General features: G+C 50.3%; 19 protein-coding genes. 11 read left to right on the top strand and 8 right to left on the bottom strand.

The window, feature by feature from the left end; genetic code table 11:
- Positions 1–8: 8 nt before the first annotated feature.
- From C7382_RS01255 to C7382_RS01235, 5 genes are all read right to left on the bottom strand, one after another.
- Positions 9–731 (bottom strand): DUF3256 family protein, encoded by a 723-nt coding sequence (locus C7382_RS01255; protein WP_116678510.1) that lies wholly within the window; start codon positions 729–731, stop codon positions 9–11.
- Positions 732–1,254: 523 nt separating this feature from the next.
- Positions 1,255–1,425 (bottom strand): DUF362 domain-containing protein, encoded by a 171-nt coding sequence (locus tag C7382_RS01250; RefSeq protein WP_116678509.1) that lies wholly within the window; start codon positions 1,423–1,425, stop codon positions 1,255–1,257.
- A 241-nt stretch (positions 1,426–1,666) separates the two neighbouring features.
- A complete protein-coding gene (dacB, locus tag C7382_RS01245) occupies positions 1,667–3,124 on the bottom strand; it encodes a D-alanyl-D-alanine carboxypeptidase/D-alanyl-D-alanine endopeptidase (RefSeq protein ID WP_116678628.1) in 1,458 nt (485 codons plus the stop codon).
- 33 nt (positions 3,125–3,157) lie between these two features.
- Positions 3,158–5,101, bottom strand: coding sequence for a polysaccharide biosynthesis protein (locus C7382_RS01240; RefSeq protein ID WP_116678508.1), 1,944 nt, complete (start codon positions 5,099–5,101; stop codon positions 3,158–3,160).
- Between the two features lie 10 nt (positions 5,102–5,111).
- Positions 5,112–5,297: a hypothetical protein gene (locus C7382_RS01235; RefSeq protein WP_116678507.1), complete on the bottom strand. Its 186-nt coding sequence runs from the start codon at positions 5,295–5,297 to the stop codon at positions 5,112–5,114.
- 681 nt (positions 5,298–5,978) lie between these two features.
- Between C7382_RS01235 and C7382_RS01230 the strand changes: the two genes are divergently transcribed.
- The 4 genes from C7382_RS01230 (at position 5,979) to C7382_RS01215 (ending at position 9,697) form a co-directional block, all read left to right on the top strand.
- The gene (locus C7382_RS01230) at positions 5,979–6,551 is read left to right on the top strand and encodes an FHA domain-containing protein (protein WP_116678506.1); all 573 of its coding nucleotides are present in this window, start codon (positions 5,979–5,981) and stop codon (positions 6,549–6,551) included.
- Between the two features lie 55 nt (positions 6,552–6,606).
- Complete coding sequence (locus C7382_RS01225; protein ID WP_116678505.1) at positions 6,607–7,908, top strand: L-cysteine desulfidase family protein; 1,302 nt, start codon at positions 6,607–6,609, stop codon at positions 7,906–7,908.
- A 9-nt stretch (positions 7,909–7,917) separates the two neighbouring features.
- Positions 7,918–8,418, top strand: a complete 501-nt coding sequence (locus tag C7382_RS01220) for a DNA-deoxyinosine glycosylase (protein ID WP_116678504.1) — start codon at positions 7,918–7,920, stop codon at positions 8,416–8,418.
- Between the two features lie 100 nt (positions 8,419–8,518).
- Positions 8,519–9,697 (top strand): proline dehydrogenase family protein, encoded by a 1,179-nt coding sequence (locus tag C7382_RS01215; RefSeq protein WP_116678503.1) that lies wholly within the window; start codon positions 8,519–8,521, stop codon positions 9,695–9,697.
- Positions 9,698–9,781: 84 nt separating this feature from the next.
- On the opposite strand, the gene C7382_RS01210 is transcribed toward C7382_RS01215, so the two are convergent.
- Both C7382_RS01210 and C7382_RS01205 read right to left on the bottom strand, forming a co-directional pair.
- On the bottom strand, positions 9,782–11,485 hold the full coding sequence (locus C7382_RS01210; protein WP_116678502.1) for an alkaline phosphatase: 1,704 nt from the start codon (positions 11,483–11,485) through the stop codon (positions 9,782–9,784).
- Between the two features lie 25 nt (positions 11,486–11,510).
- Complete coding sequence (locus tag C7382_RS01205) at positions 11,511–12,698, bottom strand: M24 family metallopeptidase (protein ID WP_116678501.1); 1,188 nt, start codon at positions 12,696–12,698, stop codon at positions 11,511–11,513.
- A gap of 430 nt (positions 12,699–13,128) precedes the next feature.
- Here C7382_RS01205 and C7382_RS01200 point away from each other — a divergent pair, with 430 nt between their 5' ends.
- The 5 genes from C7382_RS01200 to C7382_RS01180 are packed head-to-tail and all read left to right on the top strand — an operon-like array spanning position 13,129 to position 20,721.
- Complete coding sequence (locus C7382_RS01200) at positions 13,129–15,879, top strand: calcium-translocating P-type ATPase, PMCA-type (RefSeq protein ID WP_116678500.1); 2,751 nt, start codon at positions 13,129–13,131, stop codon at positions 15,877–15,879.
- Positions 15,880–15,930: 51 nt separating this feature from the next.
- Positions 15,931–16,659, top strand: coding sequence for a nucleoside-specific channel-forming Tsx family protein (locus C7382_RS01195; protein ID WP_116678499.1), 729 nt, complete (start codon positions 15,931–15,933; stop codon positions 16,657–16,659).
- Positions 16,660–16,677: 18 nt separating this feature from the next.
- Positions 16,678–17,979 (top strand): NCS2 family permease, encoded by a 1,302-nt coding sequence (locus C7382_RS01190; protein WP_116678498.1) that lies wholly within the window; start codon positions 16,678–16,680, stop codon positions 17,977–17,979.
- Between the two features lie 22 nt (positions 17,980–18,001).
- Positions 18,002–18,826, top strand: coding sequence for a 4-(cytidine 5'-diphospho)-2-C-methyl-D-erythritol kinase (gene ispE, locus C7382_RS01185; protein ID WP_116678497.1), 825 nt, complete (start codon positions 18,002–18,004; stop codon positions 18,824–18,826).
- Positions 18,805–20,721, top strand: a complete 1,917-nt coding sequence (locus C7382_RS01180; protein ID WP_116678496.1) for a YgiQ family radical SAM protein — start codon at positions 18,805–18,807, stop codon at positions 20,719–20,721. The genes ispE and C7382_RS01180 overlap by 22 nt, the downstream gene beginning before the upstream one ends.
- A 233-nt stretch (positions 20,722–20,954) precedes the next feature.
- Here C7382_RS01180 and dnaK read toward each other — a convergent pair whose 3' ends face one another.
- Positions 20,955–22,874, bottom strand: a complete 1,920-nt coding sequence (dnaK, locus tag C7382_RS01175) for a molecular chaperone DnaK (RefSeq protein ID WP_116678495.1) — start codon at positions 22,872–22,874, stop codon at positions 20,955–20,957.
- Between the two features lie 1,134 nt (positions 22,875–24,008).
- On the opposite strand from dnaK, the gene C7382_RS01170 reads away from it, so the two are divergent.
- Positions 24,009–24,941, top strand: a complete 933-nt coding sequence (locus tag C7382_RS01170; protein ID WP_116678494.1) for a metal-dependent transcriptional regulator — start codon at positions 24,009–24,011, stop codon at positions 24,939–24,941.
- A 24-nt stretch (positions 24,942–24,965) separates the two neighbouring features.
- Positions 24,966–25,526 carry a protein adenylyltransferase Fic gene (gene fic / locus C7382_RS01165; RefSeq protein WP_116678493.1) on the top strand — a complete coding sequence of 187 codons (561 nt, stop codon included), beginning with the start codon at positions 24,966–24,968 and terminating at the stop codon, positions 25,524–25,526.
- The last annotated feature ends 1 nt before the right edge of the window (position 25,527 follow it).

Raw genomic sequence — 25,527 nt, 5'->3', positions numbered from 1 at the left:
TATCTATTCTATCCCTGAGATGTAATGCTTGGAGAGAACACAAAGCGTCCGTCCTTCCACATATAAGCCAAACTTTCTTTGAGGAGAAATTGTGCAGCGAGAGGCTTCTCCTCCACTGCTAGCGTTTCGATCACAGTCTGACGAGCTGTAAGAATAGCTGGGGCTCCAGATATGTCAATGCGCATATAGAACGGTCGCAAATGCTTGTATGTTGCCTGATAAGTGTACGACTCCTTGTCAGTGCAGGGGAGAACAAAGTCGTCCATCTGAGGCATTTGGATAAAACGATCGGTCGGTAGCGGTTCCCACTTATCCGAGAAGAATGCTATCTGACTGTCTTCCACAGGAAGCAATGCAGTTGTCACCATACAGAGGATGAAAGTGCTATCTGGAAGCTGTAAATGACGAATGGTGATTACACTTGCGCTACTGGACTGGAGGGTGATTGTGTGATTTGAGCGTTCGTAGCGGAGCTGTCCCAAACGGGTTGTAACAAACTCTATTCTATTATCATTGGAGTAGATGCCCCTGGGAGCGCATAGTTCTTCGCGTTCTGAAGTGGACAAAAGTGGCATGAGCGAGTCCGGCATAGCCACAAAACAACGTCCCAATTTATCGTCACCGATTTGTTGAGCGGATGCAGGAGTAATCCCTCCAAAAACGTATCCGCCTATGAGGACTCCGGCCAAACAGAACGATCGGACAAAACGAGCGATAGTATTTCTTTTCATTATGCTTGCAAAGATAATCGTGCGATGACACAACACCAAATAAGCTATGGCATGTCAGCAATCGCAGGCCAAGCTTCGTGAGAAAATGCAGGAATGCAAAAAAGGATGCCTGTCAATAAACAAATATACGACTTCCCCCCCCTCAATGTAGAGGCAGAGAATGCCATTTATAAAGAATGTTGAGCAGGATGAGAGGCGCATAAATAGGCGATAGTGACGAGGTTTGCGAGGCGTGAACATCTTGCAATCTAATGTGTCCTTTATAAAGGATAAAAAGGTCCTTCGAAAAAGATAGAACCGTCCTTAATAGAGGACATTTCCGTTCTTTATGATATTAGTATTGACGATCAGCTCTTTGGAGGGTGTGACCGAGCCATTCTTTGTCAAGACACTTGCGCCTTTGTACTGCTTTGGTGTGCAATCGGCAGCAGAGACTTATCTTAGTTCCGTATAGAAATAAAAAAGAAGGTGCGCCAAAATTTTCATTTTGGCACACCTTCAAAAGTTAAAATCGATTCGCAGATTAGTTTGCCGGATGGATAGCTTCTGAAGGACAAGCTGCTGCACATGAGCCACAGTCGATGCAAGTATCAGCATCAATGCTGTAGATGCTACCTTCTGAAATTGCAGATACCGGACATTCGTCGATGCATGTTCCGCAAGCTACACAACTTTCATTGATTACGTAAGCCATAGTCTTTGTAATAGTTTGATTTGTTAGAAAATTCTTGTTTGTTCGTTTTTACGGAGCAAATGTAGAAAGAAAATCGAGAAAATACCAAGATGTAGGTATGTAATATGCCGTTTTTGGGGCTATAATGAGCAAAAAGTCCGAAAAAATGCCTACTTGAGCGCCCAAATAGGACTAAAAAGGATGAGAAATGTGTGGGAGGAAAGCAGAAATGAGTGAATGGCAGGGCTATACCTATAATAAGTTACCGCCCTGCAGTGGATGTATGAAATAAAGCCGTCAAAAAGTCTGTATATGCCTTATAAACGGTAGCTGAAGACGAAAAATCGTTGCCGATCATGACGACACTATACCACTCACCCCCATAACGGACATAACCGGCATAGCCAAGGACGCCTCTCATGCTTCCGCTCTTGAGATAGGCTTCAATGGATTGATCCTTGAGAAAATTGCGTACACTCCCCTCTTCTCCGGCGCGGGGCAGGCTATTGAGAAAGGAAGTGGTGCTGACGTCACCGGCGGCGAGCATATTAATCAAGATGCGACCGAGTGCCGAGGGACTGAAACGATTGTTACGGGAGAGTCCCGAACCGTCGGCCAGCGACATATCGGTTTTACGCAAGCTGATTTGCTCCGACCAATAGTTATGGATGACGGTCAAACCTCGTTCTGTCGTATTGCCTTTGACCTGTCGGGGGGACAGAGAGGCGAGTTGTTTGACGAAAGCCTCTGCAAAATGATTGAGGCTGCGGAAGTTCATCACTCGCACGAGGGAATCCAACATTAAGGACTCGTACAAAAGCAAATCACGTGATAGGGGCACGGCATCATAGGATCCACGGCTGCCACCACGACACATAATGCCGGCAGAGGAAAGTACCCCCCGAGTCCATGCAGCTCCATAAAGAGCCGGATCGGGCATATCGGTGCGGAGACGGTAGGAGGAAACGTGTGCCGGCAATACTCCGGTGAGTGTCCTACGCAGGTCAAGCCCCTCGCCATAGCATCCGGCCGTATCACTTTTACCGCGTACAACTCTGATTTGATTCGCCCATTGAACCTCGGGATGCGGAGGTTCGATACGCAGAACGCGTGCCTCTGTACCAGCCTTGCCGGTGGAGAGAATGACATCTATTCTATTATCATTAATGTTGAAGCCATAGACGCCGGCACCGTAGTAATTGCCCTTGTCCTCGTCCATCCATGAGGGGATCACTCCCTCGGCATCAAATACAGAAGCATCCACGATGACATCTCCCGTGATCTCCTTCACGCCCCACTGGCGAAGAGCATCAACGATAGCATAGGCGAATCGGCTGGAGTCTGTGGGCAAATAATTGGAAGCCAGTGAGGGATCACCACCACCTTTGACGATGAGATTGCCCGTGAGAATACCATTATGCAAAGAGCCATCCGTACCCACTCTTGTGATGAAAGGCATATCCGCACCTTTGAGGCGGAGGATCGATGCAGAGGTGATAAGTTTGACCAGTGAGGCCGGGCAAAACTGTTCACCTCCTCTATGGGAAACGACAAGGCTGTCGTCACGGCATCGGCGCACTTCTATGCCTATACGCGCTTGCGTTTGGCGTTCGGCATTGCATATTATTTCAACGGCTGTCGGATCTTGCGCCGAAGCAAACAAAACCCACAAGAAGAGGCAGGAGAGAATGGTGATGCGAGGCAGTCGATCAAGCAGCATGATGAACACCTATATTATATATAAGGTAAAAGATCAAGCTACTGATTCAGCTTTCGACTCTTTATCCAGCTTTTCATAGACAGAGTTGTTGCTGATAAACTCGGGAACAAGCTCTTTGAGAAGCTTGACTGTGCCAAACATATCAACATCCTTGGCATTCTGCTCCAACTGCGGCAGTAGCGTTTCGATCAGGCCAAGATCGACTTTCCTCGTTTCCGCTACTAAGATTTTAGGATGCAGAGTAGGCTTGGTGTTTTCTTTATTATTAAGCAACTCCTCGTACAATTTCTCTCCCGGACGCAAACCGGAGAAGGTGATCTCAATGTCCTTGCCAGGTTCATAACCGGCGAGTGTGATCATGCGCTTGGCCAAGTCGAGAATCTTCACCGGTTCTCCCATGTCGAAGACAAATATTTCACCACCTTGGCTCATCGAACCCGCCTCCAAAACCAACTGGCAAGCTTCGGGGATAGTCATGAAATAGCGGATAATATCGGGATGTGTGACTGTGACAGGACCTCCCGCAGCAATCTGCTTTCTGAAATAGGGAATCACAGAACCATTCGAACCAAGCACATTGCCAAACCGAGTAGTGACAAATCTCGTACTGCCATCTATCTTATTGCATTTGATGGCTTCATCGTAGCACTGTACGACCATTTCGGCTGCGCGCTTGGTAGCTCCCATCACATTGGTGGGATTCACAGCCTTGTCAGTCGATACCATAACCACTCGCTCTACCTTGTATTCTATTGCTTTACGCGCTACGAGGGAGGTTCCTATCAGATTATCCAAGACCGCCTCGCAAGGATTCTCTTCCATCAGCGGCACGTGTTTGTAGGCTGCAGCATGGAAGATAATATCGGGATGGAAGCGCTTCAACACGTAGTCGAGTCGCGCAGCACTACGCACATCGCCCACGATGGGAACAATTGTTTGGTGGGGGAATCCTTGTTCAATCTCCAAACGAATCTCGTGGAGCGGCGACTCGCTCATGTCAAAGAGCACGATATTCTTGACGTGCAATTTAGCCAGCTGACGGACGATTTCGCTACCGATCGACCCTGCTGCACCAGTTATCATGATAATTTTCTCGCGCAGTTCGCGGCCGATCGTTTCCATATTGAGGAAAATCGGTTTTCTGCCGAGCAAATCTTCCACCTGTATCTCACGCATGGCACGACGCCCGTTAGTCTCGATCTGCTCCACCGGCCCTTGGTAGACAAAGAGCTTGATACGTCGGGCAATGCACTCGGTGGCAATGTCCCGATGCGCATCGAACACTTCTTCACTGTCGAAGAGAAGGGTTTTGATGCGATACCTAGTAATGATACACATCATCTCCTCTGTGTTTTCAAAACTAAAGATGGGCAAGCCATTCACTCGCATTCGTTTCATTTTCAGACCACGGACCATGAAGCCTTGTACGTCCCACTGGCGCACCTGCGCATTGGCTATTTGATAAGATAGGGCAATGCTATTGCTGGCCATCCCTACAATCAGAGCTTTTCCATGAATGGCTTTGGATCTGTTCAGCATATGATAGATATAGACTACAGAGGTGCGAAAAACTAGTAGGATGAAAAGGGTGGAGAGGGTGTCCAGAAATGCGATAAACAGCCCTAACGGAGCGTCGAAGATGACCCATCCAGCCACGAACATAGTCAGCCCTTTGGTGGTAGAGAAGTAAAAGACCTTGGTAACTTCTTGGAAAGTACTGTGCCGAATAATACCCCTGTACAAACCCAAAAGCAGAGAGAAGAAAACACTGGCAAAAAATGCTGTGCCGCTATACACGAGGAAGGATACAGCTCGTTTCTCTTCTATCCCTCCTACAAAAAAGAAAATACAGAAGAAGCAAAATACTGAGGAGAGATACGAAATGGCCAAATCCGACAAAAAGACCACTATTCTACTCGTGTATGACTCCTTAAAAGAACGGAGGATATTTACAATTAGAGAGCGAATAAATTTCATATTAAAACTGTTATTTGTCTGCAAAGATACGAAACGCTTCTGTTAGCGTGTATTTTTCATCACGATTATTAGCATAAAATCCATCAGAGGGTATTTTAGCAATCTGCAGCTGTTGTCTGACGTTTCCTCCCGGCTTTCTAACTATGGTCTTTGTTACAAAAGAATCCCCCCAATTGACCTCTGCAGAATCTTCCATGATGGATGATATCTCCAATTTGCTTTGTGTATCGTCGTCTGGGTATGAAAAGTAAAAAAAACAGATTTCCGAGTCTCCACTCTTAGACGATCAGCGGAAATCAGATTTCTTCGGCCGCTGTACGAGTACAAAGACCTCAATAAGCGTTTTTCAGGTCGTCGCTCGTCCGCGAAGAGTCAAAACAGTTTTTTTCGAGTTTTCACACCTGTACGAAAGGGCAAATCACAAGTTTTCGAGGTTTTGCAAGTCATTTTTTCGTCAAAAAACCGTTTTTCTGCTTTTCGGACATCGATTATTTCTTGAAACATACGTTGTCTGCTCATTGTCTGCGAGCGAACATTTTCTCGCTTGTTTTTGAGGTATTCGGCTGTAAATGAGAAACGGAATATGCTTTTTCACTGCAAACACGCCAGAATTGAACATACGAACTGTTGTTTTGGACCACGACTACAATACGAAGTAGTACTCAATACAACTCTATATGGGAAACATGAACGTTTCTTAGAATTGGATACATCCATTCCAAAGAGTCTTCATGCGGCACTTTTGGGGGCAATTTGGGAATATAGTCTTATCTTCGCACAAGATTCAATAGACGACAGATAGAGAGCGCCTTTACTCATCGATGAATACCGATCTATCCTACACCTCAACAATTGAGTCAAAACAAAGTAAATCTTCATGAAACGAATCTTTTGTCCCAAGTGTGACAACCCCATCTCCATCAGTCGCGAAGCCCTCCGCCAGGCTTCCCCGAGCGGTGTCCTCTCGCTGCTCTGCCCCGATTGTTGCCATCAGGTGCGCATCCGTCTGGTACGCAAGTCTGGCGAATCGGATGCAGGACAGTCCGCTTCCGGCGAGCAAGAAGTGGCACGGGAGATTGATCGCAGTCGGGGCCACATCGTCGTGCTGGAAAATGTATTCGGCTATCGGCAGGAGTTTGGCCTCGGCGAAGGCAATAACGGCATCGGACGACGCAACAAAGACTCCGTGGTGGACATCCCCATCATCACGAGCGACCCCAGCATGGGACGTCACCACTGCATCTTGCGGGTCACGACCAAAGCCGACGGTTCGCTTCTGCACACTGTGGCCGACGACGACAGCCTCGTGGGCACCTTCGTCGGCGGGCATCTGCTCGGCAAGAAAGAATGGTGTCGGCTCAATGATGGCGATGTCATCACCCTGGGCGCAACGAGTGTCATTTTCCACGCCCCCGACCATGAAGAAGCCACGCAGCACGACCTCCATTAAGCATACGAAATAATCATAACAGACTAACGCACCCAGAAAAATTAGGTCTTCAACTATGGACAGGCAAAGTCAAGAACGAATCATTACGCTCATTCAACGTGAAGTGGTACCCGCAACGGGATGTACCGAACCGGTAGCCGTGGCACTGGCCGCAGCACAAGCAGCCTCTCTCATGCAGCAACGCCCCACCCGGGTAGAAGTGCTTCTGAGTCCCAATATGCTCAAGAATGCCATGGGCGTTGGCATCCCCGGCACCGGCATGATAGGACTCCCCATCGCCATTGCCCTCGGCATCGTGGTGGCCGACCCCACGATGCAGCTTAAAGTTTTGGATGGAATCACGCCCGATATGCTTGCAGACGCCAAAGCCATCGTCGACAGCAAGATCATTCACGTAGCCGTCAAGCAGGGAGACGTGGACAAGCTCTACATCGAGGTCAATCTGAAAGCCGAAGCAGAGACGGCAGCGACCATTATTGAGCAGATCCATACCAATATTATATATGCTGCGCACAATGGTCACGCTGTCATAGACAATAGGCTGCCAGTCAAAGGAAATTCTGCCGCAGAGCTTTCGGGGACCGACGCCGATATAGTACTGTCTTTCGAAAAAGTCTATGACTTTGCGATGAATACGCCATTGGAGGAAATCGAGTTTATCCTCGAAGCAGCTCGTCTCAATCGTGCAGCCAGCGAAGTTTCGATGCGTGGCAATTATGGCCACGCCGTCGGCCGCATGATCCAAGGCCCCCTCGGCCAACGCTATTTGGGCGACAGCTCCCTCACCCGTATGCTCACCTATACCAGCTCGGCCTGCGATGCACGCATGGATGGCGCCCCCGTCACCGTCATGAGCAATTCGGGCAGCGGCAATCAGGGCATTACGGCCACGCTCCCCGTACTCTCCTTTGCCGAAGACGAAAAGGCAGGGCACGAGCGCACCGTCAGAGCGTTGGTCCTCAGCAATCTGATGGTCATCTACATCAAACAGAAGCTCGGACGACTCTCCGCCCTCTGCGGATGCGTAGTGGCTGCAACGGGTTCCAGCTGTGGCATCACCTATTTGATGGGAGGTACTAAGGAGCAGATCAGCTTTGCCATCAAGAATATGATCGGCAATATCACCGGCATGCTCTGTGACGGAGCCAAGCCCAGCTGTAGCATGAAGGTGTCCAGCGGCGTGAGCACAGCCATGTTCTCCGCGTTGCTCGCCATGGAACAGAAAGTAGTGACCAGCAGCGAAGGCATCGTTGATGAAGATGTGGACAAAAGCATCGACAACCTCACCAGCATCGGACGCGACGGCATGAATGCCACAGACGCTCTCGTACTCAACATCATGACAAGCAAGAAATAATCCCTTCTCATGTCGTCCGAACACAAGCACTCTTTTCCTCCTGTCGAAGACGGACAGCTGGAGATACTCATCCTCGGAAGTCTGCCCGGCGATCGTTCCATTGCAGCGGGAGAGTACTATGCACATCCGCGCAATCGCTTCTGGCCATTGATGGCTAAGCTATTGAAGCAGGAACTGCCGATGGGCTATTCGCAGCGAAAAGAGATGTTGCTGGCAGCACATATCGGCTTGTGGGATGTAGCGCATTCGGCCAAGCGGAAAGGGAGTGCCGATGTGGACATCATGGATGCTGTTCCGAATGATATTGTCTCCCTCATCGGGCGCAATCGGCAATTGCACACGATCGCTTTTAATGGCAAGAAAGCAGAGCAGTTGTTCCGACGACATATTTCCCTGCCCGATGACTCCATTCGCACGATCTGTCTGCCGAGTACCAGTCCGGCCTATGCAGCAATGGATCCGGATCGCTTATTCGAGGTCTGGCGTTCGACAATTTGCTTGAATAAGTAGGAAATGCCAGAAAAAACGATCACAATCTGCGCAATCAAACAGATAAAGTTCCTATCTTACAGGCCAACTAGTATTACTATTCAGATAAAAAGGATCCATCATGATTGATTTTTTCAATACACGCATTGCATTCGAAGGAAAGTCGGATGCAGACCTCAAACGAGCAGAGTTCCTATTTCGAGCAATGGCATCGTCGTCTCTTGTCAAGGCGGGACGATTCTTCTCCAATCTGGCCTCAAATCTTCATATCCCCATCGGTTGGGCTTTGCGTCCCACCATCTATAAACATTTTGTCGGAGGTGAGAATTTAGAGGATACCCGCCACGCTATCGACAATCTCGGTCGACGCGGAGTGATGGCCGTACTGGACTATTCTGCAGAAGGAGGTAGTTCCGAGGCCGACATCGAAACCACCTATCAAGAGACCATCCGTTCTCTGGAGTTTGCCCGCACCAATCCCTACGTCAGCCACGGTGTATTCAAGCCCAGCGGTGTAGGCCCCGCCGAGATCCTCAAAAAGTACTGTCGCAAACTGCCCCTCACTGTTGAGGAAGAAGAGCGGTTCCGCTCCTTCCGCCATCGGTTTATGACGCTCTGCCGCATGGCACACGAATACGGCATCCGTCTTTTGATCGATGCCGAGCACGTAGCCTATCAAGACATAGTGGATGAACTCACCATCGAAGCCATGACTCTCTATAATAAAGAGCGAGCTATTGTCTTTGCCACACTGCAAATGTACCGACACGACCGGATGTCGCTCTTGCAGCGCATACATGAAGCTTCACTCAAACATGGATTCATCCCTGGTATCAAGTTTGTCCGCGGTGCATATATGGAAGAGGAGCGTATGCTAGCTCATCAAGGCGGCTACCCCGATCCCATCTGCGTTGATAAGGCAGCAACTGATCGTAACTACGACGAGGGCGTGCGCTTCACATTAGAAAGATTGGCACATTTCGAAGTCTTTATCGGCACACATAATGAGCATAGTTGTCAGATGGCTACCAAGCTCATCGGAGAATTGGGTATCGCTCCCGACGACAAACGCATCTTCTTCGCACAGCTTTACGGGATGAGCGACAATCTCTCTTTCAATCTCTCCAATGCGGGCTACAACGTCTCCAAATATCTCCCCTACGCTCCTGTGGATAAAGTACTGCCCTATCTCATGAGACGAGCCGAGGAGAATACAGCCATCCAGGGACAAACCTCTCGCGAGCTGCACCTCATCCGAACAGAGATCGAGAGGCGCAAAAGCACAAAGGGCGGGGCTTAACCCCATCTTTCCCCCCAATAACGAATGCTCCCCAATCGCTCATTTGTCGATTGGGGAGCATTCGTGTTATGTGTTATGGGGGAACTAATCCAATAGCAAACGCAGCTCGCGAGGGAGATAGAAGGTATCAGTCTTGTCAACGTAGATGATAACCGACGAAAGCTCGATAACTTTCTTGTCTAAAACCACTGTATTGGTGAACGGGGCAATCCGCAACTTGCGACTGCCTTTTGTCACTTCGAGCACTGGCAGCTCAGACTCGTCTGTTTTCCCTTTCCCTCTTACGATCGTGAATTTCATTCCTTGGAATACGTCCGTATGGGGAGCGAAGATCCTGTCTGTAAGAGCTGGCAATTGTCCCCTGAGGTCGAAGAGTTGGCAGAGATAATCGTTCAACTCATAGTTCATATACATGCCCATCGGGCGTGTGTCCTCGGGGTGATAGGCAGCCAGGAGCACCTCCTCGCCTGTGTGCCCGCCGGAGGTGAATCCGATGGCAGTCTTCAGTCCGTATATGGAAGCGAGGAAAGTACTGAGCGAACCGCTGTACATCGACTCTCTGATTTGCTTGCGTTCTTCCAAGGGGATAGGGCTGTGTTCGTAGTCAGGACTGTTATATAAGGCCCTCAGTTCTTCCGGCTTTAGCTCGAAGCCGCATACCTCACGCATCAGCTCCTGCACTTTGTCGACAGGAGTCTCCGCCAGACGTTTCGCCAGTCCGTCTGCAGTAAGGCGGAAGCGGCAGAGTTGCTCGAACAGGTCATACGCCGTAGCTGTGTCATAGCTTTTAGCCATTCCGCGTTTACCTATGCTTATACCACTATTGCCATGATCCGACACGATGATGACAGCCGTCTGACCATCCTGGCGGGCAAACTCCAAAGCGGTGGCACAAGCACGATCAAAGGCGAGCAGATCCGTCGCGACACCCACGGGGTCGTTAGCATGAGCAGCCCAGTCCACTTTACTTCCCTCCACCATCAGAAAAAAACCTTCCTCCGAGCGGTTCAATTTGGCGATTGCTATGTGCGTCATCTCCTCCAGCGAGGGGATTGATGCCGTATCTCGATCCAAGTCATAGGGCATTTCACGTGGGCGATAAAGTGCCCACATCTTATCTCCAGCATAGGAGCGCATTCCCTTCATGTCGTCTAGGAACACGCCGTATCCTCGCTGCCGCAATACAGAGCGGAGATCGGGCTTGAGATAGTCTATGCCTCCTCCGATCACGATATCCAGATTCTGATGCACCATTTGCATCGCAATATGGCCGTATTCCTCGCGTGAGTAGGAATGAGCGGCACAGTCGGCCGGAGTAGCATGCGGGAAGTGACAGGTCACGACCAAACCAGTTTTCTTCCCACGCATGATCTTTGCAGCCTCCAACACAGTCGCCAGCGGCATATAGGCACGACTCGGATCCACAGGAACCAGATCCGCCTTACCCGAACTCACGGGATAGGTGGCGACAAAGCCCGTATTGGAAGGCATACCCGTCATATAGCATGAGGTAGTGGGTGCAGAGTCTCCTATTGGAGCATCTGACGAGTACGTGAGCACTGTGCCACAGATATAAGGATCGATAGCCAAGCGTTGGCGCTCGGGATTGAGGTATCGCTGGTACCAGCGAGCCAATGACACGGCAGAGGGCGAAGTCCCATCCGGTATCATCAGGATGACATTTCGCACAGGTTTCACTTCGCGGCGCAGCTCACCGGCATGGAGAGCCTGTGTGAATACGATTAGCAAGAATGGAATCGTGCTCAACAATAAGATGATTTTCTTCATATCAGCGTTCTACATCATTTCGTTATTAATAGTTTAACAAATTGATTAGCTCCTCCGCACATATCGTCAACTTCTCCACTCCGTTTTCGGTGATGAGGAAGCTATTCTCTACCCCCACGGCTCCGATGCCTGAGAGGACAAACTTGGGCTCGAAGGCAATCACCATTCCTGGCGTCAGCAGATCGACACTACGCTCCGTCAGCACAGGTAGTTCGTTGATCTGAAGTCCGATACCATGTCCCACGAATCGGGCTTGCTGTTTCGTCCCCATGAATTTGTCGGCAGCACCACCCTTCCTCGCAATCTCCAGACTGCGTGTGTATAGCTCGGCACAGGACATACCCGGGAGGGCAGCCTCCATCACTCGAGATTGTATCTCCAAGCTCAGATCGTGCAATCTGCGTGCCTCGTCAGGCACACGCCCTATGGCATAGCTGCGAGTCATATCAGATATATAGGGTGAATAGTTACCCGCCATATCCACCATCACACACATACCTTCCTGCATGGGAGAACCGTCGGCACCCAACGGCAGAGCATCCGTGCCTCCTCCACCCATGGCGAAGTCGTAAGGCGAAGGAGACTCGGCATTGTCTCCCACAATTACATTGCCCATGTATATCTCCATTGCGGCATCATAGGTCCTGAAAATACCTTCCGAACCACAGCTACGCATGAGGTGCTCGATCTCGACCTGAAACTCCCTGTCGGTCATCCCCGGGCAGAAGACAGAAGGAATGCGGGCATAGACCTCCCCGTGCAGAGCTGCCGTACGACGGAAGAGCTCGATCTCTCCCGGTGTCTTGATCATGCGCACGCGGCGTAGCAGCGCAGTAGCATTGCCATATTGGGCACAGGGGAAGAGCTTCTGCTGGCGCACGATGTCGCTATATGCTGTCTCGTCTGTCTCCAGCATGACACGGCCAGGAAGTACCCCTCCTCTACTCTCTATTTGAAGCGGAATATCTTCCAGCTTGCGCATGGGGCATACACAGGAGCCTGTAAGCGACTGGGGACGTCGAATGAAAAAGATGGGATCGCCTTCGGCAGGCAGATAGGCAGCACCACCATATATAGAACCGAAGAGGTAAAGCAGATTGACGTTGCTCGTTACGAGGAGAGCATCGTATCCTTCCTCGACCATAGCCGAGCGTACGCGTTCCCTGCGTAATAAGAGATCTGCTTGGAGTGCGGCAGGTGATAGTGTGATCATTATAATTGTATTGTTTTGATTATCGGTGGCAAAAGTACTGAAAAAACAGACCAACCTGTCTTCTAAACAGCTCTCAGACTGGTATATCAGGATCTTTTCCACTCCATCTTTCGCACGAGAAAGGAGGGCTCCGGTTGCGGACACGAAGGCGTTCGTGACGCAGCACTTTTCAGAAGAGGAGGTTCTTTCGGCCTATTGAGATTTATGTGCCTAAAACCATTCGGGCAGTGCGCCTAAAAACGTGGCGCGTATTTTTTTGAGATTTGGCACCTTTTCAAAAATATTTACGCGCCATTTCAAAAATAATTTGGTGCCGTTTTTCTGAGATTTTGGCGTAACATTTTTCTCCTTTCAGGTGCCAAAAGTTGTAGTATGACGAACAAAGAAAGTGTACATTTGTCCCTCATTACCGCTTAATAATAGATCGACGATGCACATATCCACAGAAAGACTTGACAAGAAGTCTCCTTCTACTCACAGCGGGCTCACCGATGGTGAAGTCCTCCAAAGCCGTGCCACGCATGGTAGCAATGCCCTGACTCCTCCCGAGAAAGAATCGCTCTGGAGCAAATTTGTCAGTAAGTTCAAAGACCCCATTATCATCATCCTATTGGTAGCCATGGTGCTTTCGTTCGCCGTGTCCTGCTATCATTATTTCGGAGCAGGCGACAGTGCATCCGTCTTTTTGGAGCCTGCCGGCGTGCTCTTGGCCGTTATCCTCGCCACGGGTGTGGCATTCTACTTCGAGCTGAAGTCTGAGAAGGAGTTTGAGATACTGAACCAAGTGAATGAGGACATCCTCTATAAAGTGTATCGCAATGGCAAGATCAGTCAAGTATTGAAGAATGAGATTGTCGTAGGCGACATGGTGATACTGGAGACCGGAGAACAGATCCCTGCCGACGGACAGCTCATAGAGGCCATATCGTTGCAGGTGGACGAGTCCAGCCTCACCGGCGAACCTGTTGTGAATAAGACGATCCATGCCGAAGACTTCGACGAGCATGCTACTTATCCATCCGACTACCTCTGCCGCGGCACCACGATCCTCGACGGGCACTGCACCTATCGTGTGGATAAGGTGGGCGATGCCACCGAGTACGGACGCGTATTCGAAGGCACTCAGATAGACGCCAGCGTGCAGACACCTCTCAATCGTCAGCTCGATCAGCTGGCCAGACTGATCACCAAGATCAGCTACAGCATCGCAGCACTTGTCCTCATCGGCAGCATCCTTGTGTATGTGGCAGAGAACGACTTCGATGCTTTTGACTGGGCCGATGCCATGACTTTCTTCCTCAATAAGATAATGATAGCGGTGACGATCATCGTCGTGGCCGTACCGGAAGGATTGCCCATGAGTGTCACACTCAGCTTGGCATACAGTATGCGGAGCATGATGAAGACCAACAATCTGGTCAGGAAAATGCACGCCTGTGAGACGATGGGTGCAGCCACTGTCATCTGCACGGACAAGACGGGTACCCTCACGCAGAACCGCATGACTGTAGCGGAGACTTTCTTCGCCCCCGCCTATCAAGATCAAATGCCACTCATAGCCGAAGCCATGGCCGCCAATTCGACTGCCCATCTGGACTATTCGGATGAGAAGACGGTGCGATCGCTCGGCAATCCCACGGAGGGGGCATTACTCCTATGGCTGAGTGATAAAGGGATAGATTACCTGACGGTGCGAGAATCCTGTCCTATCGTCTTACAACTTACGTTCTCCACCGAGCGTAAATATATGGCTACAGTGGTGCGCTCGGCCACGCTGGGCAAACCGATACTTCTCGTCAAGGGTGCACCGGAGATCGTGATGAGTTTCTGCTCATCGCTTGCGCAAGAACAAGAGCAAGAAGAAGCCTACCGTCAGAAGCTCGTCGAGTATCAGAACAAGGCTATGCGCACCATCGGCTTTGCATACAAAGAGCTGTCGTCCGAGGAGGAAGAGGTATTTGCCAATGGTCGTCTCCATGTGCATGATCTCAACTTCATGGGCGTTGTGGGCATTAGCGACCCCATCCGCCACGACGTGCCAGAAGCAATAGACAACTGTATGCAGGCAGGCATCCAGGTGAAGATAGTCACAGGCGACACGCCGGGCACGGCACGTGAGATAGGCCGCCAGATCGGCCTATGGGATGAGAGCTGCACGGACAGATGTCTGATCACAGGAGCCGACTTTGCTGCGCTCTCGGATGATGAGATCCGCACAAGGTTGGGTGATCTGCGCATCATGTCGCGAGCACGCCCGATGGACAAGGAACGCCTCGTGCGCCTCCTGCAGGAAGAGGGCGAAGTGGTGGCCGTGACGGGTGATGGCACGAACGATGCGCCTGCACTCAATCGCGCTCAGGTGGGACTCTCCATGGGCGACGGTACAGCTGTGGCCAAGGAAGCCAGTGACATCACCATACTGGACAATTCATTCAACAGCATTGCCCAAGCTGTGATGTGGGGACGCTCGCTCTATCTCAATATCCGTCGGTTTATACTCTTCCAGATGACCATCAACGTGGTTGCTTGCATCATTGTGCTCATCGGTGCGTTCCTCGGCACAGAATCTCCCCTGACGGTGACTCAGATGCTGTGGGTGAATCTGATCATGGATACCTTTGCCGCACTGGCTTTGGCGTCACTGCCACCGGACAAGGCGGTGATGAAGGACAAACCCCGCCATCAAGAGGATCCTATCATCAGTCCTCAGATGGCCAAACGCATATTCGCTCTTGGCATCGCCTTTGTACTACTTCTCTTCAGTCTCATCCAATACTTCAAACATGCCGAGGTAAATAGCATGATAGACTTCAGCCTCAGCGCATGGGCGGCTGCTCTCACGGACTTCAGTCCTGTGGAAAATGCTCTATCGGGATTTGAATTGAGTGCGTTCTTCTCCATCTTTGTCTTCTTGCAGTTCTGGAACATGTTCAACGCCAAGGCATTCATGACGGGACGAAGTGCTCTCCGGCGATTGAGCGAAAGCAAAAACTTCATGCTCATTGCGCTGCTGATTCTCGGAGGACAGATCCTGATCACTACTTTGGGCGGGGAGATGTTCCGTGTCGTTCCTCTCAAGTTGATCGACTGGATCATCATTGTCCTCTCGACAAGCGTCATATTCTGGATAGGAGAAATCACTCGCATATTCTCTCGCAAAGACAAAATGGCGGGAAACTAAGATGTAATCGAATTAAGTTTGTAGAATACAACCAACAAATAAAGAACTAATATGTTGAAAAAAGTTACTCTTTTGGGTGCAGCCATGCTGCTCGGATTCGGAGCCAAGGCTCAGAATATTCAAATGCACTACGACTTCGGTAGTGGTATCTATGATGAGCTGGGAGGACGTCCCAAGCTGACAACCACCGTAGAAAACTTCACGCCCGATAAGTGGGGAAGTACATACTTCTTCGTTGATATGGACTACACGGGACAAGGCATCCAGACGGCCTATTGGGAAATAGCTCGTAATCTGCAATTCTGGCAGGGACCTTTGTCTGTACATATAGAATATAATGGTGGTCTCTCTGCTCAAGGTTCTTTCGGGCACGACTTCCTCGCCGGCGGTACATACACGTATAATGATGCCACATTTACAAAAGGGTTCTCCTTCAGCCCTATGTACAAGCATTTGGGTTGGGATGACTATCATACATTCCAGCTAACCGGTACATGGTATATGCACTTCGTAAACGGTCTGCTGACCTTCAACGGCTTCTTTGACCTATGGGGCTGTCCCGAAAAACTTCTGGATCCCGGTACTAATTCATCATCTAAGAATGATCGAGTTATATTCCTTGCAGAACCCCAGTTCTGGCTCAACCTCAATCGCATCAAGGGAGTGGACAAGGACTTCAACCTCAGCATTGGTACAGAGTGGGAGATCAGTCGCAACTTTGCTCGCACTAATAGCTTTGCCATCATTCCGACTTTGGGTTTGAAATGGACATTTAAGTAAACCCCTCAGTATAGCACTATGAAAGCATGGCAAACGGCCCTCGGATTTAATCCGTCCAGACATTCTGTCAAAACGGAATTCGTAGCAGGGCTAACGACTTTTCTGACCATGAGCTATATCCTGGCTGTGAATCCGGATATACTCTCCGCTGCAGGCATGGACAAGGGTGCGGTCTTTACCGCCACAGCCTTGTCGTCTGCCGTGGCTACACTACTCATCGCCTTCATGGCGAAACTTCCCTTCGCTCAAGCACCAAGTATGGGTATCAATGCATTCTTTGCATTCACCCTTGTGCAGGGGATGGGGTATTCGTGGGAAACAGCACTCGCAGCTGTCTTTGTTGAGGGGATCGTCTTCATTTTGCTCACGGCGTTTAATATCCGTGAGAAGATAGTCGATTGTATCCCTTATAACCTACGCTATGCCATTTCGGCGGGCATTGGTATGTTTATTGCCTTCATTGGACTGAAGAATGCCGGTATCATTGTAGCGCATCCTGCCACATTGGTAGCTTTGGGACCGTTCACGCCCCTATTCCTCATTGCCATTATCGGTATTATTCTCAGTGCCGTATTGGTAGTGCGTAAGGTAAAGGGAGCGCTCTTCTATAGTATTGCCATTTGTACTCTCATAGGTGTTCCGTTGGGAGTGTCGAATATCCCTGACAGCTTCTCACCCGTCTCCATGCCGCAGAGCCTGAGCCCTACTTTCTTGAAGATGGACTTTGCTCCGCTGCTTTCGTTCGATATGGCTATGACCATCTTTGCACTCGTCTTCATGGATATATTCAACACTATTGGTACGCTTATCGGTGCTGCTGCCAAGACTGAGATGATGGATGAGAAGGGCAACGTCAAGAACATCAAGCAAGCCATGATGGCCGATGCTATCGGTACCAGCCTCGGTGCGATACTCGGCACCTCTACCGTGACCACGTATGTAGAGAGTGGATCGGGTATTGCTGAAGGAGGACGTACGGGTATGACAGCCTTGGTTACCGGTTGTTTCTTCCTATTAGCTCTCTTCTTCTCCCCGTTATTTTTGTTGGTACCGGGTGCAGCTACGACGGGAGCATTGGTGATGGTCGGGGTGTTCATGCTCAGCTCTATTTCGATGATAGACCTGTCTGACCTGTCCGAAGCCTTTCCTGTCTTCGTCACATTGCTGACCATGGTCCTCACCTACTCTATTGCAGAAGGGATGGCACTGGGTATGCTGGCATTCGTATTCGTCAAGCTCCTGTCAGGACAGCTCCGCGATGTATCTATGCCGCTATACATCCTGACGGTTCTTTTCATCCTACGCTACATTTTTGCCTAATCACTTCTCAAACGACAGCGCTATGATCGTATTTCCCAATGCAAAGATCAACCTCGGTTTACAGGTAGTCGGCAAGCGACCGGACGGATACCACAATATCGAAACGGTCTTCTACCCCATTCCATTGACCGATGCGCTGGAAATAGAAGAGCGAGAGGGCAATACGGATAGTCTCACCGTCCACGGCATCGCCATTGATGCCGTGGCGGAAGACAATCTGGTAATCAAAGCAGTCAAAGCTATGCGCCGCAAGTATGACTTCCCATTCCTCACTATCGAGCTGATCAAGCATATCCCCTCGGGTGCAGGCTTGGGCGGAGGTTCTTCGGACGCTTCTTTCATGCTGAAGTTAGTGAGAGACCGCTTTGCTCTTCCGATTGATGACCTGCAATTGGCTGAGATAGCACTCTCTCTGGGTGCCGACTGCCCATTCTTTATCAGCAATCAACCCGTTCTGGCTACAGAATTGGGACAGGTCTTTACTCCCCTGCCCAACTTCTCTTTGTCTGGCATGCACATCGTGGTGGTGAAACCGCCCATCCATATCAATACGGCTGCTGCCTATAAAGGACTCACACGCGTGGGCAAACGCGAGATGATGCCCGATGCTATCTTGCGCAATCCAATAGAGACATGGAAAGGACAGCTCGTCAATGACTTCGAGACAAGTCTGTTTCCTGCCCATCCCCGTTTAGCCGAACTCAAAGATATGCTCTACCGATGTGGAGCTTTGTATGCCGCTATGTCGGGTTCCGGCTCTGCTCTCTTCGGTCTTTTCAGGGACGAACCTCATATCGAAAAGGATATAACGACCGATTGTTTCGTATGGCAAAGCAATTTGCCCTGACGGATTGGCTCCCGACCTCCAAAAAGGAAATGGAGGCAAGAGGCTGGGAAGAGGCTGATGTCATTCTTTTCAGCGGAGATGCCTATGTGGATCATCCCTCTTTCGGCGCTGCTGTCGTAGGACGCATATTGGAAGCTGAAGGACTGCGTGTAGCTATCGTGGCGCAACCGAATTGGCGAGACGACCTGCGCGACTTCCGCAAGCTCGGACGCCCCCGACTTTTCTTCGGCGTATCGGCCGGTGCCATGGATTCGATGGTAAATAAGTACACCGCCAATCGTCGCCTTCGCAGCGAAGATGCATATACGCCGGACAGGCGTTCGGATATGCGCCCCGACTACCCCACCATTGTCTATACACGCATCCTCAAGGAGCTTTTCCCCGATGTGCCCGTCGTTGTCGGCGGCATCGAGGCTTCGCTCCGCAGGCTCACGCATTACGATTACTGGCAGGACAAACTGTTGCCGAGCATTCTCTGCCAAAGTCAAGCAGACCTACTCATCTATGGTATGGGAGAGCTGCCATTGCACGAGATTGCACAGCGATTGCTGAATGGAGAGCCGTTCGATCGGCTCAAGGACGTTCGTCAGACTTCCTATCTGGTTCCGAAAGGGGAAGAAATATCCTCACACGAAAGGGATATCCGACTCTTTTCTCACGAGGAATGCCTGATGGACAAGCGCAAGCAAGCACAGAACTTCTGTCAGATAGAAGTGCAGAGCAATTGCTACGAAGCGGATCGTATCCTGCAAACAGTCGGTGATGTTACTGTGGTGGTCAATCCACCTTTCCCGCCGATGAATACGGAGCAGGTGGATTGCTCCTTCGACCTCCCCTATACCCGCCTGCCGCATCCTCGCTATCGCGGGAAAGTGATCTCTGCGTATGAGATGATCAAGCATTCGGTCAATGTGCATCGTGGTTGTTTCGGTGGCTGTGCTTTCTGTACCATCTCGGCGCATCAAGGCAAGTTTATCGCCTCGCGAAGTGAAAGCTCAGTCTTGCACGAAGTGGAACAAATCACGCAAATGGAAGATTTTAAAGGCTATCTGAGTGATGTGGGCGGCCCCTCTGCCAATATGTATCGGATGCAGGGCTATGATTTGGCCATCTGTAAACGTTGCCAGAGACCCAGTTGCATACATCCCAACGTTTGCCCCAATCTGAATGCCGACCACCGTCCTTTATTGGAGCTCCTGCGTAGGATTGACAAACACCCGAAGATCAAGAAAAGCTTTATCGGCAGCGGGGTACGTATGGACTTGCTACTGCATGTATATAAAGACAAGGCGCTGAGAGAAGCGGCCGACCAATATACCGAAGACCTCATCGTCCGGCACGTATCGGGCCGTTTGAAGGTTGCGCCCGAGCATACATCCGAAAGCGTTCTCAATCTCATGCGCAAGCCACCTTTCCGACAGTTTGCAGAGTTTACGAAGCGTTTCCACCAGATCAACCAAGCACACGGTCTGCGTCAGCAGCTCATCCCTTATTTTATCTCCAGCCACCCGGGCTGTACAGAAGAGGACATGGCAGAATTGGCTGTATTGACCAAGAAGTTGGATTTCAAATTGGAACAGATCCAGGACTTCACCCCCACGCCGATGACTTTAGCCACCGAAATGTACTACACGGGTTACCATCCCTATACGCTCCAACCCGTGTACACAGCAATCAAAAAGGAGGACAAACAGAAACAACATATGTTCTTCTTTTGGTACAAGCGCGAAGAAGCCGATCGCATCCGTCGCGAACTTCAGCGCATCGGCCGTCCCGACCTTATCGCCAAACTCTTCGACCGCCCCACTCCTTCACACCACCAATCAGACACCCGTCCCTCTCGTCCTTCATCTCGCCCCGTCCGCAAAGGCAAGAACCACCGCTCCCGCAACTAAGCAAACGTTCTGTATATCCTCAGAAGTTGGCAACAAAAGGCTCGCAGATATATTAAGTGACGAAAAGTCAAAAGTAGTCTTGAAAAGAGCGATTGTCAGGAAATACGTTCTCATGATCATTTGCATGAGTGGATATTGCTCGACTTCTCCATCCATCAAACAGAAAAAGCCGCAGTAAGGTGAGCTTACTGCGACTTTTCTCATATTGTGTGTACTCGTTAGAAAGCAAGGGATTACTTCACTTCTTCGAAGTCGACATCGGTGACAGTTTTGTCGTCTGAAGGTTGGTTGCCGGCATTGGGCTGTGAACCGCCGAAGTCTGGTCCGGATTGAGCATCGCCTTGTGCAGCACCTGCATTCTTGTAGAGCTCTTCGCCTGCGGCAGAGAGTGCTGCCTGCAGTTCGGCCATTGCCGTGTCGATAGCAGCTACATCCTGTGCCTTGTGCGCTTCTTTCAGTTTGTCAAGAGCTGCGTCGATCGGAGCTTTCTTGTCGGCGGGGAACTTATCGCCCAACTCCTTCAGTTGCTTCTCCGTCTGGAAAATCATACTGTCGGCCTGATTGATTTTGTCGATGCGTTCCTTTTCTTTCTTGTCAGCTTCTGCATTGGCCTGAGCTTCTTCCTTCATGCGCTTGATCTCATCATCGGACAGACCACTCGAAGCTTCGATACGGATATTCTGCTTCTTACCCGTAGCCTTGTCAAGAGCCGTCACATTGAGAATACCGTTGGCATCAATGTCGAACGTCACTTCGATCTGCGGTGTCTGACGAGGAGCGGGAGCGATACCGTCCAGATTGAAACGACCGATGCTCTTGTTGTCCTTCGCCAACGAACGCTCGCCCTGGAGTACGTGTATCTCCACAGAAGGCTGGTTGTCCACTGCCGTCGTGAATATCTCGCTCTTCTTTGTCGGGATAGTCGTATTGGCATCAATGAGACGTGTCATCACACCACCCATCGTCTCGATACCAAGAGAGAGAGGCGTTACGTCCAAAAGGAGGACGTCTTTCACTTCGCCCGTGAGCACACCACCTTGGATGGCAGCACCTACAGCGACTACTTCATCGGGGTTTACACCCTTGGACGGAGCCTTACCAAAAATCTTCTCCACGATCTCTTGGATGGCGGGGATACGAGTCGATCCACCTACGAGGATAACCTCGTCAATGTCGCCACGTGACATACCTGCATCACGCAAAGCCGTCTCGCAAGGAGCCACACAAGCCTGAATGAGGCGGTCGGCCAATTGCTCGAACTTGGCACGCGTCAGCGTCATCACCAAGTGCTTGGGAATACCGTTCACCGGCATGATATAGGGGAGATTGATCTCCGTAGAAGTCGTGCTCGAAAGCTCGATCTTGGCTTTTTCGGCAGCCTCTTTAAGTCGCTGCATGGCCATCGGATCTTGACGCAGATCCACACCTTCCTGAGCCTTGAACTCCTCTGCCAACCAGTCGATGATCACGTGGTCAAAGTCGTCACCACCGAGGTGCGTATCACCATTGGTTGATTTCACTTCGAATACGCCATCGCCCAATTCGAGGATAGAGATATCGAACGTACCACCACCCAAGTCGAATACGGCGATCTTCATATCCTTATTGGACTTGTCCAAACCGTATGCCAGCGAAGCAGCCGTAGGTTCGTTTACGATACGACGTACTTTGAGACCGGCGATCTCGCCTGCTTCTTTTGTGGCCTGACGCTGAGCGTCGTTGAAGTAGGCGGGTACCGTGATCACAGCTTCGGTCACTTCCTGCCCCAGATAGTCCTCGGCTGTCTTCTTCATCTTCTGGAGGATCATGGCCGAAATCTCCTGCGGCGTATAGAGACGACCGTCGATATCTACACGCGGGGTGTTGTTGTCGCCACGTACCACCTTGAAGGGTACACGCTCCACTTCCTTGCTTACCTGATCGAAGGTCTCACCCATGAAACGCTTGATCGAATAGATCGTCTTAGTCGGATTGGTAATGGCCTGACGCTTGGCAGGATCGCCCACCTTACGCTCGCCACCATCCACAAAAGCCACTACAGAGGGTGTCGTGCGTTTGCCCTCGCTGTTTGAGATAACGATAGGTTCGTTACCCTCCAATACAGAGACACAAGAGTTCGTTGTGCCTAAGTCGATTCCAATAATCTTTCCCATAATGCTATATTCTTTTTTGTTGTTTATTTCTGAGTTGTTTTCTGAGCTGCACCACTCACCGGTGGTCGCTCTGCATCTATATGGGCAATTTGCATGCCAAAAAGAAAAGAACGCCCGAGACTGACAAAAAATGACAGATTGTCACAATCCGATGGTCCAAAAACCGACAAAAGGACTGCCCAAAGGCTCTTCCGCCGCCTGTGGCTGTCAGTCTTGAGATGAAAAAATGGAGAGCATAGCCACTCCTGTCATGCCGAGGAGAGCAGCACAGTACCATCACGATGGACTGCCACGATTTGCTACCTTTGCATATCGGCGTGGATACCCCATAAACGTAAACGACTGAATATCAGCGGGCATCAACCGACATAATCGAATAATAGCAGTAAACGACCTCTATGATGCGTAGCCAACTCATGCATGTAGTTTGCGGGAATCGCCCCGCCACCCTCCCCTTTTTGTCTATCGTCCTGCACGGCAATGGCTGTGTGGCCAAGAAGTGTGTTAACAACTGTTCCCATACCGATGGCAGATAAGCAGACATAAGCCCCCTAAGTCATTGCAAAAAGCATAAAGCCCGTGTTGCGTTCATGGCAGAGCGCAACACGGGCTTTTCATTTCTTGCCCTCTCCTATTGCCTTTGAGGGGATGCAAACTATATACTTTTCACCTGCTAACAATTAGAAGTTTGCATCTCATTATTATCATTATCGGAAACGATATCTATAAAGATCATATCTATTCTTTATATAGTTGAAGCTCCAGACCTCTGAAAAGTCAGATTCATACTTTCCAAAACACCTTTCCTAACTTCTTTTGCACATCAGACAGCCTCCGAAAAGTTGCTTATTTAGAATGATTCTAAGCGAACCTTCGGTGTTGATAAGTTTTTTGGCACATAAAAAGAAAGGAGACAAATTACACGAATTAACACGAAAAGAACCTCAGAAGTAACTCAGCAGTTCGCACTTGATGACACAAACTCTATGCGAGGCAGTTTGTGTTTATGGCATTTGAGACCGCGTGAATACAAATTCTTAGGCGAAAAATATGCATCTTTGTCTTGCTGTGAGTGCCGTGGCATAGGATTGGTCTCGGACACTGCACCAATATAGAATAGAAGAGAATAGTAGCATGACCATACTCTCGAACCTCTTGTTCCGTTTCGATGTGCGTCGTCTGTCCGAAGACACGCTCAAGGCCATTTACGCATTGGAGGAAGAGGGCCTACCCATCAACGCGGAACAATTGGCTTCGATGACCGGCCTCAAGCCCGCCAACCAACGGTACATTCTCGACCGCTTACATAAGCAAGGCTATTGCTTCCTGTCCGACTCGCATCTGACCGATAGCGGGCGTAAGTATGCCCTCAAGATCATTCGCCGCCATCGCCTGCTCGAAAAATACTTGTCCGAACACTCCGGCTACAAACCCAGCGAGTGGCATACCCGTGCCTGTAAGGAAGAGCATTATCTGTCCGATGAGGAGCAAGAGCGCATGGCTGCTCAATTGGGACATCCTCTATTCGACCCGCATGGCGACCCCATCCCCACAGAGGAGGGACTCATCGAGACAGTGGAAGGGATGCACGCCGATGAGCTGTCGGACGACTTATATCTCAAGGTCCTACATATCGAGGACGAACCAGCCGATCTCTACCGGCAGATAGAGGCGGTGGGGCTCTTCCGCGGTGCCATCTTCCATCTGGACCACACCGATGCCCGAGGGGTACATATCACCTTTGAGGGGGAGCAGTTCGTCCTCTCGGCCGAGGCTGCACACAATCTCACCGTCAAGCACTGCTTGGATGAGGGACTGATGGAGATGGCCAAGAAGACCGTGAAGCTGACAACACTCCGTCAAGGAGAAGAAGCCACCATCGCAGGCATCAGCAAAGCCTGTCGCGGAGTGAATCGCAGACGTTTGTTGGATCTGGGATTTGTGCGTGGCAGTCAGGTGGGCATCGACCTCACCAGCCCGCTTGGCAATCCTACCGCCTATGTAGTGCGAGGCACAGCCATCGCATTGCGACACGACCAAGCACGATACATATTGATATATAGATAAGACCAAAAGGAGAGAGACAAGCGCATGAGCGAGCATAAAAACAACATAGACGGTCAGAGCCTCCGGAAAGCATATACACTATTCGAGAGTGGCGACATCGCCGGAATAGAAGTTGGCACCGCAAGCGGACTATGCCGGATACACCGATACTTATTCGACGGTCTGTACGACTTTGCCGGCGAGATACGCACGCTCAACATAGCCAAAGGAGGATTCCGCTTCGCCAATAGTATGTATCTGCATGCCATCCTTCCGGTCATAGAAGCCATGCCGGAGGATACGTTCGAAGCCATCATCGCCAAATATGTGGAAATGAACATTGCCCACCCTTTCATGGAAGGCAACGGTCGCGCAACCCGTATATGGCTCGACATGATGCTGAAGAAGAACCTCGGCCGAGTAATTGACTGGCGACGAGTGGACAAGCACCACTATATGCAAGCCATGGAGCGCAGCCCCATCAACGACTTAGAGCTTCGCACCCTCCTACAGCCCGCTCTCACTGACCACGTGGACGACAGGGAGGTGATATCCCAAGGCATTGATCAATCCTACTACTACGAAGGCTATTCCAAAGAGCAATAGC

The sequence above is a fragment of the Porphyromonas loveana genome (genome assembly GCF_003096695.1).
Classification (GTDB): Bacteria; Bacteroidota; Bacteroidia; order Bacteroidales; family Porphyromonadaceae; genus Porphyromonas; species Porphyromonas loveana.
This window is presented reverse-complemented; position numbering and strand designations above follow the sequence as displayed.

Excerpts from the sequence above, each read along its gene's own strand:
- C7382_RS01255 (WP_116678510.1), bottom strand. The coding sequence starts at position 731 with ATGAAAAGAAATACTATCGCTCGTTTTGTCCGATCGTTCTGTTTGGCC.
- C7382_RS01250 (WP_116678509.1), bottom strand. The coding sequence starts at position 1,425 with ATGGCTTACGTAATCAATGAAAGTTGTGTAGCTTGCGGAACATGCATC.
- dacB (WP_116678628.1), bottom strand. The coding sequence starts at position 3,124 with ATGCTGCTTGATCGACTGCCTCGCATCACCATTCTCTCCTGCCTCTTC.
- C7382_RS01240 (WP_116678508.1), bottom strand. The coding sequence starts at position 5,101 with ATGAAATTTATTCGCTCTCTAATTGTAAATATCCTCCGTTCTTTTAAG.
- C7382_RS01235 (WP_116678507.1), bottom strand. The coding sequence starts at position 5,297 with ATGGAAGATTCTGCAGAGGTCAATTGGGGGGATTCTTTTGTAACAAAG.
- C7382_RS01230 (WP_116678506.1), top strand. The coding sequence starts at position 5,979 with ATGAAACGAATCTTTTGTCCCAAGTGTGACAACCCCATCTCCATCAGT.
- C7382_RS01225 (WP_116678505.1), top strand. The coding sequence starts at position 6,607 with ATGGACAGGCAAAGTCAAGAACGAATCATTACGCTCATTCAACGTGAA.
- C7382_RS01220 (WP_116678504.1), top strand. The coding sequence starts at position 7,918 with ATGTCGTCCGAACACAAGCACTCTTTTCCTCCTGTCGAAGACGGACAG.
- C7382_RS01215 (WP_116678503.1), top strand. The coding sequence starts at position 8,519 with ATGATTGATTTTTTCAATACACGCATTGCATTCGAAGGAAAGTCGGAT.
- C7382_RS01210 (WP_116678502.1), bottom strand. The coding sequence starts at position 11,485 with ATGAAGAAAATCATCTTATTGTTGAGCACGATTCCATTCTTGCTAATC.
- C7382_RS01205 (WP_116678501.1), bottom strand. The coding sequence starts at position 12,698 with ATGATCACACTATCACCTGCCGCACTCCAAGCAGATCTCTTATTACGC.
- C7382_RS01200 (WP_116678500.1), top strand. The coding sequence starts at position 13,129 with ATGCACATATCCACAGAAAGACTTGACAAGAAGTCTCCTTCTACTCAC.
- C7382_RS01195 (WP_116678499.1), top strand. The coding sequence starts at position 15,931 with ATGTTGAAAAAAGTTACTCTTTTGGGTGCAGCCATGCTGCTCGGATTC.
- C7382_RS01190 (WP_116678498.1), top strand. The coding sequence starts at position 16,678 with ATGAAAGCATGGCAAACGGCCCTCGGATTTAATCCGTCCAGACATTCT.
- ispE (WP_116678497.1), top strand. The coding sequence starts at position 18,002 with ATGATCGTATTTCCCAATGCAAAGATCAACCTCGGTTTACAGGTAGTC.
- C7382_RS01180 (WP_116678496.1), top strand. The coding sequence starts at position 18,805 with ATGGCAAAGCAATTTGCCCTGACGGATTGGCTCCCGACCTCCAAAAAG.
- dnaK (WP_116678495.1), bottom strand. The coding sequence starts at position 22,874 with ATGGGAAAGATTATTGGAATCGACTTAGGCACAACGAACTCTTGTGTC.
- C7382_RS01170 (WP_116678494.1), top strand. The coding sequence starts at position 24,009 with ATGACCATACTCTCGAACCTCTTGTTCCGTTTCGATGTGCGTCGTCTG.
- fic (WP_116678493.1), top strand. The coding sequence starts at position 24,966 with ATGAGCGAGCATAAAAACAACATAGACGGTCAGAGCCTCCGGAAAGCA.